Annotated in this window: 15 protein-coding genes and 1 pseudogene; 5 read left to right on the top strand and 11 right to left on the bottom strand. The window is 34.8% G+C overall.

Annotation, left to right across the window (positions count from 1 at the left end; all coding sequences use genetic code 11):
- The 5 genes from JO950_RS10030 to JO950_RS10010 form a co-directional block, all read left to right on the top strand.
- Window positions 1-770, top strand: a 770-nt coding sequence (locus tag JO950_RS10030) for a hypothetical protein (RefSeq protein ID WP_237732330.1), incomplete at its 5' end; no start/stop codon positions are given.
- A gap of 3 nt (window positions 771-773) precedes the next feature.
- On the top strand, window positions 774-2165 hold the full coding sequence (locus JO950_RS10025; protein WP_202702515.1) for an RtcB family protein: 1392 nt from the start codon (window positions 774-776) through the stop codon (window positions 2163-2165).
- A 12-nt stretch (window positions 2166-2177) separates the two neighbouring features.
- Complete coding sequence (locus tag JO950_RS10020) at window positions 2178-2789, top strand: hypothetical protein (RefSeq protein WP_202702514.1); 612 nt, start codon at window positions 2178-2180, stop codon at window positions 2787-2789.
- Window positions 2777-3466, top strand: coding sequence for a peptide chain release factor H (prfH, locus tag JO950_RS10015; protein WP_202702513.1), 690 nt, complete (start codon window positions 2777-2779; stop codon window positions 3464-3466). Before JO950_RS10020 ends, prfH begins: the two co-directional genes overlap by 13 nt.
- Window positions 3467-3542: 76 nt before the next feature.
- Window positions 3543-4046 (top strand): M48 family metallopeptidase, encoded by a 504-nt coding sequence (locus tag JO950_RS10010; RefSeq protein WP_202702512.1) that lies wholly within the window; start codon window positions 3543-3545, stop codon window positions 4044-4046.
- 121 nt (window positions 4047-4167) lie between these two features.
- On the opposite strand, the gene JO950_RS10005 is transcribed toward JO950_RS10010, so the two are convergent.
- From JO950_RS10005 to JO950_RS22265, 11 genes and pseudogenes are all read right to left on the bottom strand, one after another.
- On the bottom strand, window positions 4168-4914 hold the full coding sequence (locus JO950_RS10005; protein ID WP_202702511.1) for an acyl-[acyl-carrier-protein] thioesterase: 747 nt from the start codon (window positions 4912-4914) through the stop codon (window positions 4168-4170).
- A gap of 75 nt (window positions 4915-4989) precedes the next feature.
- Window positions 4990-5910, bottom strand: a complete 921-nt coding sequence (gene miaA, locus JO950_RS10000; RefSeq protein WP_202702510.1) for a tRNA (adenosine(37)-N6)-dimethylallyltransferase MiaA — start codon at window positions 5908-5910, stop codon at window positions 4990-4992.
- Window positions 5911-5995: 85 nt separating this feature from the next.
- Complete coding sequence (locus JO950_RS09995; protein WP_202702509.1) at window positions 5996-6835, bottom strand: ion transporter; 840 nt, start codon at window positions 6833-6835, stop codon at window positions 5996-5998.
- Between the two features lie 30 nt (window positions 6836-6865).
- Complete coding sequence (locus tag JO950_RS09990; protein WP_202702508.1) at window positions 6866-8227, bottom strand: exonuclease domain-containing protein; 1362 nt, start codon at window positions 8225-8227, stop codon at window positions 6866-6868.
- Between the two features lie 67 nt (window positions 8228-8294).
- Window positions 8295-8954, bottom strand: coding sequence for a YggS family pyridoxal phosphate-dependent enzyme (locus JO950_RS09985; RefSeq protein ID WP_202702507.1), 660 nt, complete (start codon window positions 8952-8954; stop codon window positions 8295-8297).
- Window positions 8955-8966: 12 nt separating this feature from the next.
- Window positions 8967-9860 (bottom strand): 3-hydroxyacyl-CoA dehydrogenase family protein, encoded by an 894-nt coding sequence (locus tag JO950_RS09980; RefSeq protein WP_017497120.1) that lies wholly within the window; start codon window positions 9858-9860, stop codon window positions 8967-8969.
- Between the two features lie 91 nt (window positions 9861-9951).
- Window positions 9952-10917 (bottom strand): Gfo/Idh/MocA family protein, encoded by a 966-nt coding sequence (locus JO950_RS09975; protein ID WP_202702506.1) that lies wholly within the window; start codon window positions 10915-10917, stop codon window positions 9952-9954.
- A gap of 94 nt (window positions 10918-11011) precedes the next feature.
- Window positions 11012-11734, bottom strand: coding sequence for a LytTR family DNA-binding domain-containing protein (locus JO950_RS09970; RefSeq protein WP_202702505.1), 723 nt, complete (start codon window positions 11732-11734; stop codon window positions 11012-11014).
- A gap of 2 nt (window positions 11735-11736) precedes the next feature.
- Window positions 11737-12810 carry a sensor histidine kinase gene (locus JO950_RS09965; protein ID WP_202702504.1) on the bottom strand — a complete coding sequence of 358 codons (1074 nt, stop codon included), beginning with the start codon at window positions 12808-12810 and terminating at the stop codon, window positions 11737-11739.
- Between the two features lie 250 nt (window positions 12811-13060).
- Window positions 13061-15244: a prolyl oligopeptidase family serine peptidase gene (locus JO950_RS09960; protein ID WP_202702503.1), complete on the bottom strand. Its 2184-nt coding sequence runs from the start codon at window positions 15242-15244 to the stop codon at window positions 13061-13063.
- A gap of 28 nt (window positions 15245-15272) precedes the next feature.
- Window positions 15273-15475 (bottom strand): annotated as a pseudogene (locus JO950_RS22265) (hypothetical protein); the annotation flags it as partial.

The raw sequence follows: 15475 nt of genomic DNA, 5'->3' as shown, positions 1-15475 counted from the left end.
ATTTAATGCACTATAATTTTTTTATGGAAAATTATACGGTAGACGAGTATGCTTTATGTGCTCGTTTTAAAAGTAAAAGAAAGAAAAGACGATTAATTAAAGAAGATTTTGAAAAACAATTAATTGAGTTAAGAAAACTTGAAGTTGACCTTTGGAAAAAGCGTAGAAATTTGCCATTGGTTCCTTTAGAAGTTCCTTATCAGAAAGGATGGCAGCGTAATTTTAAATTAAGAGATGATGTCGCCAGATCAAGTGAAGCTTCATTTTACAGAGAATTATTGGAAAAAATAAATACATGGCAGTTTTCTCCTGAAAAATCTTTTAAGAGAAAGAAAAAGAGAAAAAGAAAGCATGTATATGTTGAAAATATCCAAACGGTAAAAGAATTTTCAGAATGGGAATGGAAAAGTTCAAAACTCGAATTGACCGAAAAAGAAAAAGTACATTTTTATAAAAGAGAACGCTGGTGCAGCAATTGTAAACGATACAAAATTCACTATGTATTCAATGAGCCCTGGCGATATGTACTGCGTGTTAGTCCTTATATGATAACACATGCCAAAATGGTTGATTCTGATTTGGAAAGTCAAATTCAGTTTATAGACAATTATATTGTAAACAATCATCTGAGATATAAAATAAACAGATTAATAAAGGGCATTTTTCATAAATGGAGTTACTACGAAAAAGAGAATCCAAAAGAGATAAGTCCAATTAAAAATAAAAGTCTACAGGCATTGTATCAGCAATATGTAGACGAAATGATCTAAATCATGGGAAATAAATTATCCGGAAAAGACCTGATTAAATTGGGGTTTCCAAAAAACAATTCAATAAACATTGCCTTAGGGCAAATCAACAGATATAGAAAAAGAGAGAAAAAAGAATCTATTCTAACCGAAGCAAAAGATGTCCTGCTGAATCCCGAAAAGTACGAAGGAAATGGTACCTGGGGCAAAGTGGCTGAAGGTTTAATAAAGCCGGTTCAGGTAAGAATGCATCAGTTAAAAACAACAAGAGCTCCCTTTAAAATTTTTGGTGAAAATGAGATTGATGAACAGGCGAAATATCAATTGTATGATTCGTTAAAACTGCCAATTTCAGTGGCGGGTGCTTTAATGCCGGACGCACATTCGGGCTATGGATTGCCCATTGGTGGAGTTTTGGCAACAGATAATGCTGTAATTCCGTATGGAGTCGGAGTGGATATCGGATGCCGAATGAGTCTTTCGATTTTTGACTTGCCAGCTTCTCATTTTAAAGGTAAAGAACATCAGTTAGAAGCTATTTTGAGGGACAATACCAAATTTGGAATGTATGAAACTCATGCGTCAAGAGTAGATCATGATGTTTTTTACAAAAGTGAATTTCAAGACATTCCATTATTGAAAAATCTTTTACCGAAGGCGTATAAACAATTGGGTAGTTCAGGTGGAGGAAATCATTTTGTCGAATTCGGAATTGCAAAAATTGAGAATCCTGAAAACGAGTGGAAGCTTGACAAAGGGGAGTATTTCGCCGTTTTATCGCATAGTGGATCTCGGGGATTAGGAGCAAATATTGCGAAGCATTATACCTATTTGGCGACAAAACAATGTCCGTTACCAAAAAATGTGCAGCATTTGGCCTGGTTAGATTTGAATACGCATGATGGGCAGGAATATTGGCTTGCTATGAATTTAGCCGGTGAATATGCAAAGGCCTGTCACGATGATATTCACAGACGAATTGCCAAAGCTATTGGGAAAAGGGTAGTGGTTACGATTGAAAATCACCACAATTTTGCCTGGAAAGAAATGGTAAACGGTCAGGAATGTATTGTACATAGAAAAGGGGCAACACCTGCCGCAGAAGGCCAATTGGGGATTATTCCCGGATCGATGACTGCTCCCGGTTACATTGTGAAGGGTAAAGGTAATGCTGAGAGTTTAAACTCTGCGTCTCACGGTGCGGGACGTTTATTTTCAAGAGCAAAGTGTAAAAGTACTTTTACACAAAGTGAAATTAAAAAGGTATTAAAAGCGAATGAGGTTACCTTGATTGGAGGGAATATTGATGAAGCACCTATGGCGTACAAGGACATTACCAAAGTGATGTCAAATCAAAGTGATTTGGTTGAAGTTCTGGGAACTTTCACACCAAAGATTGTTAGAATGGACCGATAAAAAACAAAGATTATGAAAAGATTTCAGGATGAGAATAAGTTTTTAGAAAGTTTTATAAACGAGATTTTAGTAAGGTGTCCAAAATGTGATGCTAAAGCTAAGGTAAAGAGTAAACTTTCAGAAGGATGTAAGTGTGGGCATTGCTCCACTAAAGTTTTTGAATGTAAAGATTGCTTTCTGAAACTTGACAGCCCCGTTTATCAATACATTGCTTATGGCAAAGCACATTGTAATCAATGTTATGAGAGATATGAATTTAAATCACAACCCTTAAAAGACAAACCGAAAGTATATAAAACAAGATGTCCGCATTGTAATTTTCAGGAAGAATGGAAACCAAAAGTGGAAAAGGTTTTGAAGAATTCAAAAAGGGATGACGGCTTAGTTAAAGAGTATTATTACAATTTGCCGCTTTGGTTTCAAAAAGAAGTGGGAACAGCTGTTTTTTGGGCTTATAACCAGCAGCACATTGATTATTTAGGGAGATATATTGAAGCGGAATTACGAGAAAGAAATAATAATGGAAGCGGTAATAGTACTATGGTTTCAAGACTTCCAAAATTTGTAAAGGAAGCTAAAAACAGAGAAAAGCTTCTTAAGATAATAGAAAAATGGAAAAAATAATTCAGATAACAGCGGGTCGGGGACCGGCAGAATGTACCTGGGTAGTGGCTCAGGTACTTAAAAAAGTTCTGGAAGAAGCACAGGAGGAGCAATTAGAAACGACTTTGCTTCAGCGAGAAGTGGGCCAGGAGAATGGAACAATTGAAACGGCAACAATTGCAGTAAAAGGTAAAAATGCCACTCAATTTGCAGCTTCCTGGACTGGAACTATTCAATGGATTGGTCAAAGTCAGTTTAGGAAAATGCACAAACGTAAAAATTGGTTTATTGGCATTTTTGAGATTGAACCACAACAGAATACATCATTTTTAGAAAGTGACATTCAGTATCAGGCCATGCGTAGTTCCGGGGCTGGCGGACAGCATGTAAATAAGGTGAGTTCAGCAATCAGAGCAACTCATGTGCCAACCGGAATTGCGGTTGTTGCGATGGACAGCCGTTCACAGCATCAGAATAAAAAACTGGCAACAGAACGATTATTAAAAAAACTGGAAGACGAAACTTTACAGCAACTTAAAAACCATGTTGGGAAACAATGGGAAAATCAACTGAACATTGAGCGGGGGAATCCTGTCAGAGTTTTTACCGGAACGGATTTTAAAAAGAATAAAACAGAGAAGAGTTATAAAGGAACGCGTCAGAAGTTAAAAACAGATTTACGAAATGAGCATAATTAAAAAGTTGGTCGCAAAAAGCAATGATTATATGCGAATTAGAGGTGACCAAAAAAAACAATAAATAGCGACACATAAAATGAAAACAATAGATAAATATCTCTTTCAGGCGCTGGACAGCTATCCTTATTCATTAGAAGAAACGATTGAATCTTTAGATTATGCATTTTCATATGATGCTAAGAATACGATGGTTTTCTGTTTGTATGGGCGGATTCAGGCCGAACAATTATGGAATTACGAAGAAGCCAAATGGTATTTTCAGGAAGCTTTAGCAATAAACATTCATGCGCTTGAGATATATCCACATTATGTACAAACTTTAATTTTGAATGAAGATTTTGAAGAGGCAGAAAAATTAATTGATTTTGCTTTAACAGTAAAAGGAATAAACAAATCTGAAATTTTTGTCAAAAAAGCAATTCTTTACGAAGCACAGCAACAGTTTGGATTAGCATTAAAAGAAATTAAAAAAGCCAAACTATGTACGTTGCAATTTGCTTTTGAATGCAACATTAAGGAAGTAGAGAAAAGAATTGAAGGTAAGATGGATTTGTTAAAGAAGAAGAAAAAATCAAAGTAACCTGATTGAATAAAAAACGATGCAATACTGCATCGTTTTTTATTTTCATGATACGGAATCAAATTTTAAATACAGCAGATAATGGTTGGGCAATGAAAAACAGCTTTTCGTTAATTTTCTTTTATTTCCAGTGTAATTTTAAAGCAAAAGATGTTTTCTCGCCTTTGGTAATGCTGAATGTTGAAATAGTTTGATTATCGTTTTCGCCCTCGTGAATGATTACATTATCCTGAAGCGAAAGTTCTTTCATGAAGTTCATTTCAAAACTTTTTACTTCCTGTTTCAGGATTCTTTTTGGGTCAACGTGATCGAGACACCATTCCAGATACTTGACATTATTGACGTGATTTACGATGTCCAGATCAGAGAGGTAAACTGTTTTTTCAAAAATAGCTTCTTTTTCGTGAGTGATATTTATTTTTGAAAACCCTTCTGTAGTAGCGCGTTTTTCCGGATACAATTCAAAATGTTCGTAAGGCAGGGCTAAAGCTTCCGGACGTCGTAATTTTGTATTAAAAACAGCCCAGTACGTTTCACATCCTACTATTTTTTTTCCGTTTGCGTGTATCTCTAAAGCACGAACGGAACGAGAATTTTCTAGACTGTTGATCCATGTTGTTACCGTAACAATATCCCGCCATTTTGGCAAAGCAGTAATTTCCACCCGCATACGGCTTAATACCCAGGCCTGATCAAATTCCTGCATATCCGTAAAGCTGATGCCTCCAATTTCAGAATGTGCAGCAGCTGTCAATTGCAGAATGTTGCATAAGTCAGTGTACTTTAGAAAACCATTGGGTGTACATTGCGTAAAATTGATTTCCCAGTCTTTGCTTAGAATGGAAGTAAAATTAGGAGATATTGGCATTGCTGAATTTTAGATTTTAGATTGTTGATTTTTGATTGATTTAGAAAATAGAGTAAAGAGTACAGAAAATGATTTTTACTTGAATGAATTTTCAATATAATCTATAATTTCTTTTCTATCTGTCGCGTAATCAAACCATTTGGTAGCTTCGTTTCGTTTGAACCAGGTAAGTTGTCTTTTTGAGAAACGTCTGGTATTTTTCTTGATTTCTTCGATGGCAAATGGCAACGAGAATTCTCCGTCAAAATAACTAAATAATTCGCGATACCCGACTGTTTGAAGTGCATTTAACGTTTTGTTGGGATGCAAAGCTTTGGCTTCTTCCAGTAAACCGCCATTCATCATCAGATCTACACGCTGATTGATACGGTTGTAAATTACAGCTCTGTCGGCTTCTAAACCTATTAAAATCGGAATAAAGTTTCGATTGTTTTTCTTCTGATTTAAGAAAGAAGAGTAGGGTTTCTGAGTCCCAATACAAACCTCGGTAAAACGCATCATTCTTTGTGGATTCTGGAGTGTTTGCGGGTTTTCTACAGTGAGTTTTTGATAATAATCAGGATCCAGTTTTTGTAATTGCTCCTGCAGATAATTGATTCCTAGTTTTTCGTAGTTTGCGTTTATGTCAGAACGTATCTCAGGATCAATTTCCGGAAATTCATCGAATCCTTTTAAAATGGCATCAACATACAATCCTGAGCCGCCAATCAATATAGCGAAATCATTTGTTGAGAATAACTCCTCTAATTTTAAAAGCGCTTCTTTTTCGTAGTCACCAACAGTATAATTTTCGAAAATAGATTTATTCTGTATAAAATGATGTGTCGCTGACTGTAATTCTTCGGGAGTAGGAACCGCGGTACCAATTGTCATTTCTTTAAAAAACTGACGACTGTCGCAGGAGATTATCTCACAATTAAAATGTTGTGCCAGAGCAATGCTTAAAGCTGTTTTGCCTATTGCTGTTGGTCCGACGATGGTAATTAGATATTTCATATTTTTTTAGTCTTAATGGTAGTAAAACCTTAGACTTGCAGGGTTTAACTTTTAATAAAAATGAGGTGGAGAAATTTTCGTTGAATTAGCTGTTAGGCAATTTCGTTCCACATTCAAAGCAATATTGCGCATGATCAAAATGTACCTGTGCATTGCAATTTTTGCATGTTTTTTTGCTGCTTACAACACTGTTTTTTAGACTGCTTTTTGCAAATTCAGCGGTTACAATTCCGGTAGGAACAGCTATAATTCCGTAACCTAAAATCATGACAAAGGCAGCTATGAACTGACCGAGAGGAGTCTGTGGAGAAATATCGCCATAGCCTACAGTGGTTAGCGTAACAATGGTCCAATAAATACTTATTGGAATACTTGTAAAGCCGGATTCTTTACCTTCGACCAGATACATAATCGAACCGATTATGATGGTGCTGATTAATACGAAATAGATAAAAACAAGGATTTTCTCTTTACTGGCTTCGATGGCTTCCCGAAGTTGAATGGACTGATGGGAGATTTGTGGAATATGCAGGATTTTAAACAATCGAAAGAAACGTAAGGCTCTTATTATGGAAAGGACACTTGCTCCGGGGAAAAATATTGATAAATACATTGGCAGAACTGCCATTAAATCAATAATTCCGTAAAAACTAAAAATATATCGGATTGGTTTTTGAATCGAAATTATTCGAAGTACATATTCAATGGTGAAAAATACGGTGATAATCCATTCGCAGATAATAAGCTGAGTATGGTATTTTTGATTGATTCCCTGAACGGTTTCCATCATAATCAAAATAACACTTAGTAAGATCAATCCAAGCAGAACCAAATCAAACATTTTCCCAAAAAACGTATCTGTCCCGTAGAGGATGATTTTGACTTTTTCCCGGAAGATTTCGTATTTTGATTTTATTTTTTTCATCCTCACGAAGATAAGGAAAGTTTTGCAGTGTTAAAAATGAAGAACCTTTATTGATTTACTCTTTCGGAGGTAGCTTTGAATAATGTTTTTCACATCGCGATTATGCTGCATCGGAATTAAAATGTTTTTTAGAATCTCGATGTTTGTAATCTGATAATTCAGATCGTAAAAGGCATATCCTTTATAAAGACCATTTTCAATTAAAATGGCGCTTCTTTCGTTGACATTTCGGCCTCTGTCCAGCAAAATCATGCTTTTATTTTCGAAACTGTTTTCCGCGATAAATTGTTGTACACGGGCATTGTAAACTTCAGGTGTTACTTCTTCAATACAGGCACCATCACATTCTTTGATTTTATATTGAAAACACTCTTTTTTGGTTTGATAAAGTCCTGTTAGCTTTTGACATAAATGATATTTTGACGTAAATCGGAACAGAGCATTTTTACCTTCCTGTAAAGTACCAAATGAGGTAATTTCTTTTTTACGACCGTCTGCTTTTTCAAGTTTTAAATTGATATAACCATTAGTGTCTTTCTCTGCATATAAAGCATACTGAAAAATCGTTTTTCGTTGTGAACGATTATATTTAGGGCGATTTATTTTTATTTCTTCACTTTCTTTTAAGAGTGCAATTAATTCGCTTCCCGTTTCATCATACGTGATGGTGAAAACTTCTGCCTGTATTTTTTTGCTTTTGGTGGTAATTCCCGTAAAATGTTGATTGACTCTTTTTTTGATGTTTTGGCTTTTTCCAATGTAGATTAGGGTTCCACCTTCATTATAAATGTAATAAACACCGGTTTTCGCAGGCATTTGTGCCAGAATATCCAAAAATTTTGGGGCAATTCCTTTTTCTACTTCCAGTTTGATAAAATCTTTTACAATGGTTTTTTCCAGGTCTTTTTCCAGAAGCATTTTAAAGAGCTTGGTTGTTGCCATTGCATCTCCGCTGGCACGATGTCTGTCTGCCATTGGAATTCCAAGTGCTCGCACCAGTTTTCCTAAACTATAGGAAGGCTGATCTGGAATTAATTTTTTGGCAAGTTCGACTGTACAAAGAGTTTTGGCTTCAAAATTGTAGCCCAAACGTCGGAATTCTGTACGTAAAATTCGGTAATCAAAAGAAGCATTGTGTGCTACAATAATACAGTCTGTAGTGATTTCTATAATTCGTTTCGCAACTTCAAAAAACTTAGGAGCAGAGCGCAACATAGCATTATTGATTCCGGTTAATTTCACCACGAAGGGCTGAATCGGAATTTCAGGATTGACAAGACTAATGAACTGGTCAATTACCTCATGTCCATCAAATTTATAAATGGCGATTTCGGTAATTCCTTCCTCATTAAACTGGCCTCCAGTGGTTTCTATGTCTAGTATTGCGTACAAATTAGTATTCAGTCTCAGTTTTTAGTAATCAGTTTATAATCTACAATTGACAATTAACAATTAGGACTTATCTTCCTCCAAAAATGCTGCTTCCAATGCGAACCATTGTACTGCCGCATGCTATGGCAAGCTGATAATCTCCGGACATTCCCATAGAGACAGTAGTCAGATTGCAGTTTTCAGTTTTCAGTTCTTTTATGGAATCAAAAATAGATTTTAAATGTGTAAATTCCTTTTTAATTTGGTTTTGATCTTCTGTAAAAGTCGCCATTCCCATTAATCCTAAGATACGTATGTTTTTCATTTCTTTGAATTTAGGTGAAGACAGTAATTCATTTAATTCGTTTTCGTCTAAACCAAATTTAGTTTCTTCTTCGGCAATATGTATTTGAAGCAGGCAATCAATAATTCGATGGTTTTTCAATGCTTGTTTATTGATTTCCTGCAACAGTTTTAAGCTGTCAACACCATGAATCAAACTTACAAAAGGCGCCATAAATTTTACTTTATTCGACTGTACATGACCAATCATGTGCCATTGAATGTCTTTTGGCATTTGTTCCCATTTTTCAGTCATTTCCTGGATTTTATTTTCTCCAAAAATGCGCTGACCGGCATCATATGCCTGCATTAAATCGGGAACCGGTTTTGTTTTAGAAACGGCAACTAAAGTTACAGTTTCGGGTAAGGCTGCCTTGATTGTATTTAAATTCGATGCTATCGACATGGTATTTCTTTTTTAGGAAAGTATAAATTGTTTAGAGATCTTCTCTGCTTTTTTACTTTCACTATAATCATAAAAACCTTCACCTGATTTTACTCCTAACTTTCCGGCTCTCACCATATTCACCAATAGTGGGCAAGGGGCGTATTTTGGATTTTTAAAACCGTCGTACATTACATTTAAAATAGCAAGACAAACATCAAGACCAATAAAATCAGCTAATTGAAGAGGCCCCATTGGGTGTCCCATTCCTAATTTCATTACCGTGTCAATTTCGTAAACTCCCGCAACTTTGTTGTATAAGGTTTCGATAGCTTCGTTTAACATAGGCATTAAAATTCGATTGGCCACAAAACCAGGGTAATCGTTTACTTCAACAGGAACTTTACCTAATTTTACAGATAAGTCCATAATGGTTTTGGTAACTTCATCGCTGGTGTTGTATCCGCGGATGATTTCGACCAATTTCATAATCGGCACCGGATTCATAAAGTGCATTCCGATAACTCTTTCAGGATGTGCTACAACTGCTCCGATTTGAGTAATAGATATCGAAGAAGTATTCGTTGCCAGAATGGTGTTGTGAGAACAAGCTTCGTTTAATTGTTTGAAAATATTAAGTTTTAACTCTACATTTTCAGTAGCAGCTTCAACTACTAAATCCACACCAACAACTCCGTCTTTAATATCAGTATACGTAATAATATTAGTGATCGTTTTGGTAACTTCTTCCTGAGTGATGGTTCCTTTAGAAAGCATTCGGTCTAAGTTGGCAGCAATAGTTGCCATTCCTTTGTCTAATGATTTTTCAGAAACGTCAATTAGTTTTACCACAAAACCACTTTGTGCAAATGTATGAGCAATTCCGTTACCCATTGTTCCTGCACCAATTACAGCTATAGTTTTCATTTAAATTTGATATTATATTTATGATTTTAGCCACGAGTTCACAAATTAATTGATGAACTCGTGGCTAATTTATATTTTTAAAACTTCCAAATTATTTATCGAAACAATCAATTATCTGATAGGCCACTCGTAATGCATCTGTTGCCTGTTCCAGAGTTACAACCGGAGTTGTGTCTGTTTTTATCGCATTGGCAAATGATTCCAGCTCATCTAAAATTGCGTTATTTTGTTCCACATCAGGATTTGTAAAATAGATTTGCTTTTTTACACCTTCTGCATTTTGTAAAATCATATCAAAATCACCAGGAATTTCCGGAGCGTCTTTCATTCGAACCACTTCACATTTTTTCTCCAGAAAATCTACAGAAATGTAGGCATCCTTTTGAAAAAATCTTGTTTTACGCATGTTTTTCATCGAAATTCTGCTTGCGGTTAGATTAGCCACACATCCATTTTCAAATTCGATTCTGGCATTGGCAATATCCGGAGTTTCGCTAATTACAGAAACACCACTTGCATTGATATTTTTTACTTTTGAATTTACAACGCTCAAAATAGCATCTATATCATGAATCATTAAATCCAAAACAACAGGAACGTCTGTGCCACGCGGATTAAACTCGGCGAGACGGTGTGTTTCTATAAACATTGGATTTTCGATCATGTTTTTAGTAGCAATGAACGCAGGGTTAAAGCGTTCAACATGACCTACCTGACCTTTTACACGATGTTCTGCCGCCAAAGCAATGATTTCTTCGGCTTCTTCAACAGTATTGGCAATTGGTTTTTCTATAAAGATATGTTTTCCTGATTTGATGGCTACCTTAGCACATTTGTAGTGTGAAAGAGTTGGTGTCACAATGTCGATAACATCCACAGCGTGAATTAATTTTGCAATTGTGTTGAAGTTTTTATAGCCAAACTCTTTTGAGATTCTTTCGGCATTTTCCTGATTTTCGTCGTAAAATCCAACTAATTCGTATTGGTCAGATTGTTGTAATAAGCGTAAATGTATTTTACCAAGATGACCTGCACCTAAAACTCCTACTTTTAACATGAGAATGTATTTTAAACAAAAATATAATTTATTTGTTGAAAGTAAAAGTTTAGTGATGACAAAGTCGAAATTATTTGAACAATTTTAAATGTATTTACATACTTAACTTCTCTTTAAAGTTATTGGTTTGTCTTCGTGATATTTCTACTTTTACTTCTTTTGGAAGCTGTACGAGCAGATTACCACTAAACCAAGGGTCTATTTTGAGTATGTATTCTATATTGATAATTTGGTTTCGATTGGCCCGGAAGAAATAATCATCAGGAAGCTTCTCTTCAATATGGTTTAATGATTTATTAAGTACAGCTTTTTCATCCTGAAAGAATATTTTGGTGTAATTGCCATCGACTTCAAACAGAAAGATATCGGCAATTTTTACAAGCCAGCATTTCTCGCCATCGCGAATAAAAATCTGATTGTTTGGCGTCAGTTTCTTACTGCTTTTTTCTTCTTTTTCAATTAGATTTTGACTTACTTTTTCGATTGAATGAGCAAATCTTTTTGGATTTATAGGTTTTAGTAAGTAATCTAAAGCATTGTATTCGAAAGATTTAATAGCGTACTCGTCAAAAGCCGTTGTGAAAATGGTAATGGGAACTTTATCGAGCATTTCCAACAATTCAAAACCATCTTTTTCAGGCATATTGATGTCTAAAAAAAGTAAATCCGGTTGGGTTTCCTGTATCAGTTTAAAGCCTGAATCTACATTTTCTGCTTCTCCAATAATTTCAATTTCCGGATGATTTTTAATTAATTCTTTAAGCTCATTTCTGGCCAGACGGGAATCTTCAACAATAACAGCTTTTATTTTTTTCATACTTAAAGTATTGGAATTATTATTTTTGCAATTACTTTATTTTCTATTTCCTGTAATTTAAAACGAGCTTTCTCGCCATAAATTAAATGCAATCTTTTTTCGATATTTTTGATTCCTAATTGTGTGGAATCTTTTTCAATGGTAAGTATTCCTGTGTTTGAAACGACAATAGTCAAACTGTTGTTTTCCAGATTGGTTTCTAATGCAATTTGACCTCCTTCTTTTAATTTTGAAATTCCATGTTTAACCGCATTTTCGATCAGCATTTGAATGATCATGGGGGGGATTTGCAGCTTTAAAGTATTTGGGTCTATTTCAGAAGTAAAACTTAAGCGTTCTTCCATTTGAATTTTTGAAATTTCAATGAAGTTTTCTACCATTTCAATTTCTTCTTCCAGTGCAATTGTTGTAATCTCGTTTTTGGTCAGGGAATATCGAAGCATTTCGGACAATCGAGTGATCATTTCTCTCGATTTTTCAGGATTTTCCAGAATTAGTCCGCGAATATTGTTTAAGCTGTTGAACATAAAATGCGGATTGATTTGCCCCTTTAAAGCATTCAGTTGAGAATCTTTTAAAGTGTTTTCAATTTCCATTCGATCCATTTTATTATTCTTGATTTGCGAGGTTGTTTTGTAAATGGTGTACACAATTATCCAAAGAAAGAAAAGAAATGCCATCAGAAAAATAAAGAAAACCTGTCTTTTTGCAGATTGAGAAGGGTGATCAAAAACTTCAGGGTTTTCATAAACATAATTGATCATTAGATAATTATATGCCGTTAGTATCCCAAAGAAAAAGAGAGCAGCTGCGAAAATTAGAAAAAGCATTTTAATAATTTCCCAAAGTTTAAAATCGTCCAGTTTTATGTATCGGTCATAAACATGTTTTAAAGCTATCGAAAGGAATGTAAGCACGCAAACACTAGAAAAGTAGTCTAATAAAAGTTGCCAGTTTTTGTATCTCAATATATTAAATTCCGGAATAATAATTTGAGGAATAAAAATTATTCCGGAATAGATAGTCCATATAATGATCTGAATTAAAACGAAAACGTGATTCTTTTTTTGAAACATTTTTATAAGTTATTTTGCTTTCAGCGGTACTTGATATCCATAAACCATTCCTGCGATAAAAGCGCCTATAAAGAGCAGGCAGAATATAACGACTAGAGTCACCAGGATTTTTACGGTTAATTTCATTAAGATAAAATTTTAAATAACAAATGGCTTATTGCAACAGTCAAAGCTATAATTATTTTGATCATAATTTTAAGTTTTAAAAACTTTGGCAATGCCAGCATTGCCAAAGTTACATTTTAAATAACTAATTTTTAGGTTGAAAATCCGGATGTCCCACTTGCCATAGTGCAAAGCTTAAAACATCGGCAACTTCTTCATATGATTTTGCTTTTGAAGCTCCGCCAAAATGACCTGCTTCATAATCTACTTTTAACAAAGTTGGTTTTTTAGACGTGTTTACCTCAAGCAGTCGTGCGGCAAATTTAGCAGGAGACCAAACAATGATTCTAGGGTCATTAAATCCTGCTGTTGTTAAGGTTGCAGGATAGTTAACACCTTCTTTTAGTTGTAAATAAGAATCCATTTCTATAAGGGCTTTGGCTTCATCTTCGATTTTCATGGTTCCAAATTCAGGTGTATTTGCAGGACCGTTTGGTGCATTTTCGCCTCTAACAGTATTCATGCTTCCTACTCCCGGAATGGCTACTGCATATAAATCGGGTCTTTCAGTGATGGCTCTTCCTACAAAAATTCCACCAGCGCTTCTACTGTAGATTGCCGTTTTTGTCGGATTTGTATATCCTTCTTTAATCATGTATTCCGTGCAGGCAATTACGTCTTTCCAAGTATTTGGTTTTGTGCTTTTTTGACCTTCCAAATGCCATTTTTCTCCTAGTTCTCCACCACCTCTTACGTGAGCAACAGCAAGTATTCCGCCTCTTTCTACCCATAAAAGCAGACTAGGATTGAAACTAGGAGACATAGACATTCCGTAGGCACCGTAACCATAGAACAAAACAGGATTGTTTGAATTTTTTTTAATTCCTTTTTTATAAATAATGGATAGTGGAACTTCGACACCATCATGCGATTTTACCATTAATTCTTCAATTTCAAAATTTTCGAATTCCGGGTATTCAGTAATCGTAGAGAGTTCTTCTCTGATAAAATTGTTTTTCTTTACATCGTATTTATAACGTTCTCCTTTGGTTGTCCAGCCTGTTGTTCGAACCCATAAGTCTGAATATTTACTTCCTCGAGAAGTTAAAACAATAGTAGCAGATTTTTTTGGTGTTTTAATTTCGCTGTGTTTTTTTCCTTCAAAATCAGTGAAGAATAAGGTACTTTCGATTCCGTTTTTTGTTTTGGTGTAAAAAATCCCATCTTTGGTAATTGTAATAGGGTTCAAATTGGCTTCTTTGTCTTCAGGGATAACTAGTGTTGCAGTTGCTAAATTTGGATTAGCCATACTGGTTTTTGTTACTTTAAATTTTGGAGCATTCAAACTCGTGAAAAAATAAATGTCTTTATCGCTGAAAGAGAAATTTTTAATTTCATCTTTTCTGTCTGTTAATAACTTCCAGCTAATTTTGGCATTATTCAACTCAGAACCTTTGGCGATAAACATTTTCATGTTCGGATTTACAGAATAAGGCATCAGAAACAGGATCTTACTGTCTGCGTCATAACCCATAATAGGGATTTCTTCTTCTGCAATTTTTAATTCAGGATACATGGCCTTCGAAAAAATTACTTTATCCTTTGTAATATCATTTCCTATAACGTGCAGTTTTGTTACAATATTCAATTGTGCTTTGGCATCATGAATATCGGCTGTTGGTGATTGTGCATATAAAAACGATTTGTCATCGTTTAACCAATTGGCATTTCCAAATCTTAGCTTGTCAATTTTATCGGCTAAAATTTTATTATCGGCTACATTTATTAAAAGCATTTCACTCATTTCACCACCATTTTTAGAAATATTTACGGCAATTAGTTTTCCGCTCTTATTCGGAGAAAAAGAACTAATAGTAAAGATGTCTTTTGCTTCGCCTTTTAGCGTTTGTGGGTCAAAGATTAACGTCTCCTTTCCTTTTAGACCAGCTCTTTTATAAAGTTTTGCCACCTGATCTTTTGGAGTTGTTTTTTGATAAAAATAAGTGCCGTCTTCCATAATTTGCAATCCGCTGATCGCTTCGGTAACTCTGTCATTTATGGAGGTCAGCTCATCAATAAGCGTTTTTTTTCCGGGAATTGAGTTTAAAATATGGTTTGTGTAATCTGCCTGAGCCTTTAACCAACTTAGTGTTTGTTCATTTTTTAAATCCTCAAGGTTTCTGTATTTGTCCTCCACCGTAATTCCAAAATAAGTATCTTTAGCCGGAACAGAGGGGGCTTTTTCAGGTTTGTTTTGTGCGCATAAATTTCCTGTAGAAACAATTCCAAGAGATAGAAAAGCGATTTTTTTTAATGCATTGGTTTTCATGATTGATGTTTTTTGATTGAGGATTAAATTAATTGAATACAATTACAGTGATAAATTTATAAAGCGCAAATCCGATTATAAATCCTACGATAAATGATTTAACGATTTTGTAAACGTTTACTTCTTTTTGGGTTTCCATAATTTTTAGTTTTAATGATTGATTGATTGATTGATTGATTGATTGATTGATTGATTGATTGATTGATTGATTGATTGATTGATTGATTGATT

The sequence above is a fragment of the Flavobacterium sp. UGB4466 genome (assembly GCF_903469665.1).
Lineage (GTDB): Bacteria > Bacteroidota > Bacteroidia > Flavobacteriales > Flavobacteriaceae > Flavobacterium > Flavobacterium lipolyticum.
This window is presented reverse-complemented; position numbering and strand designations above follow the sequence as displayed.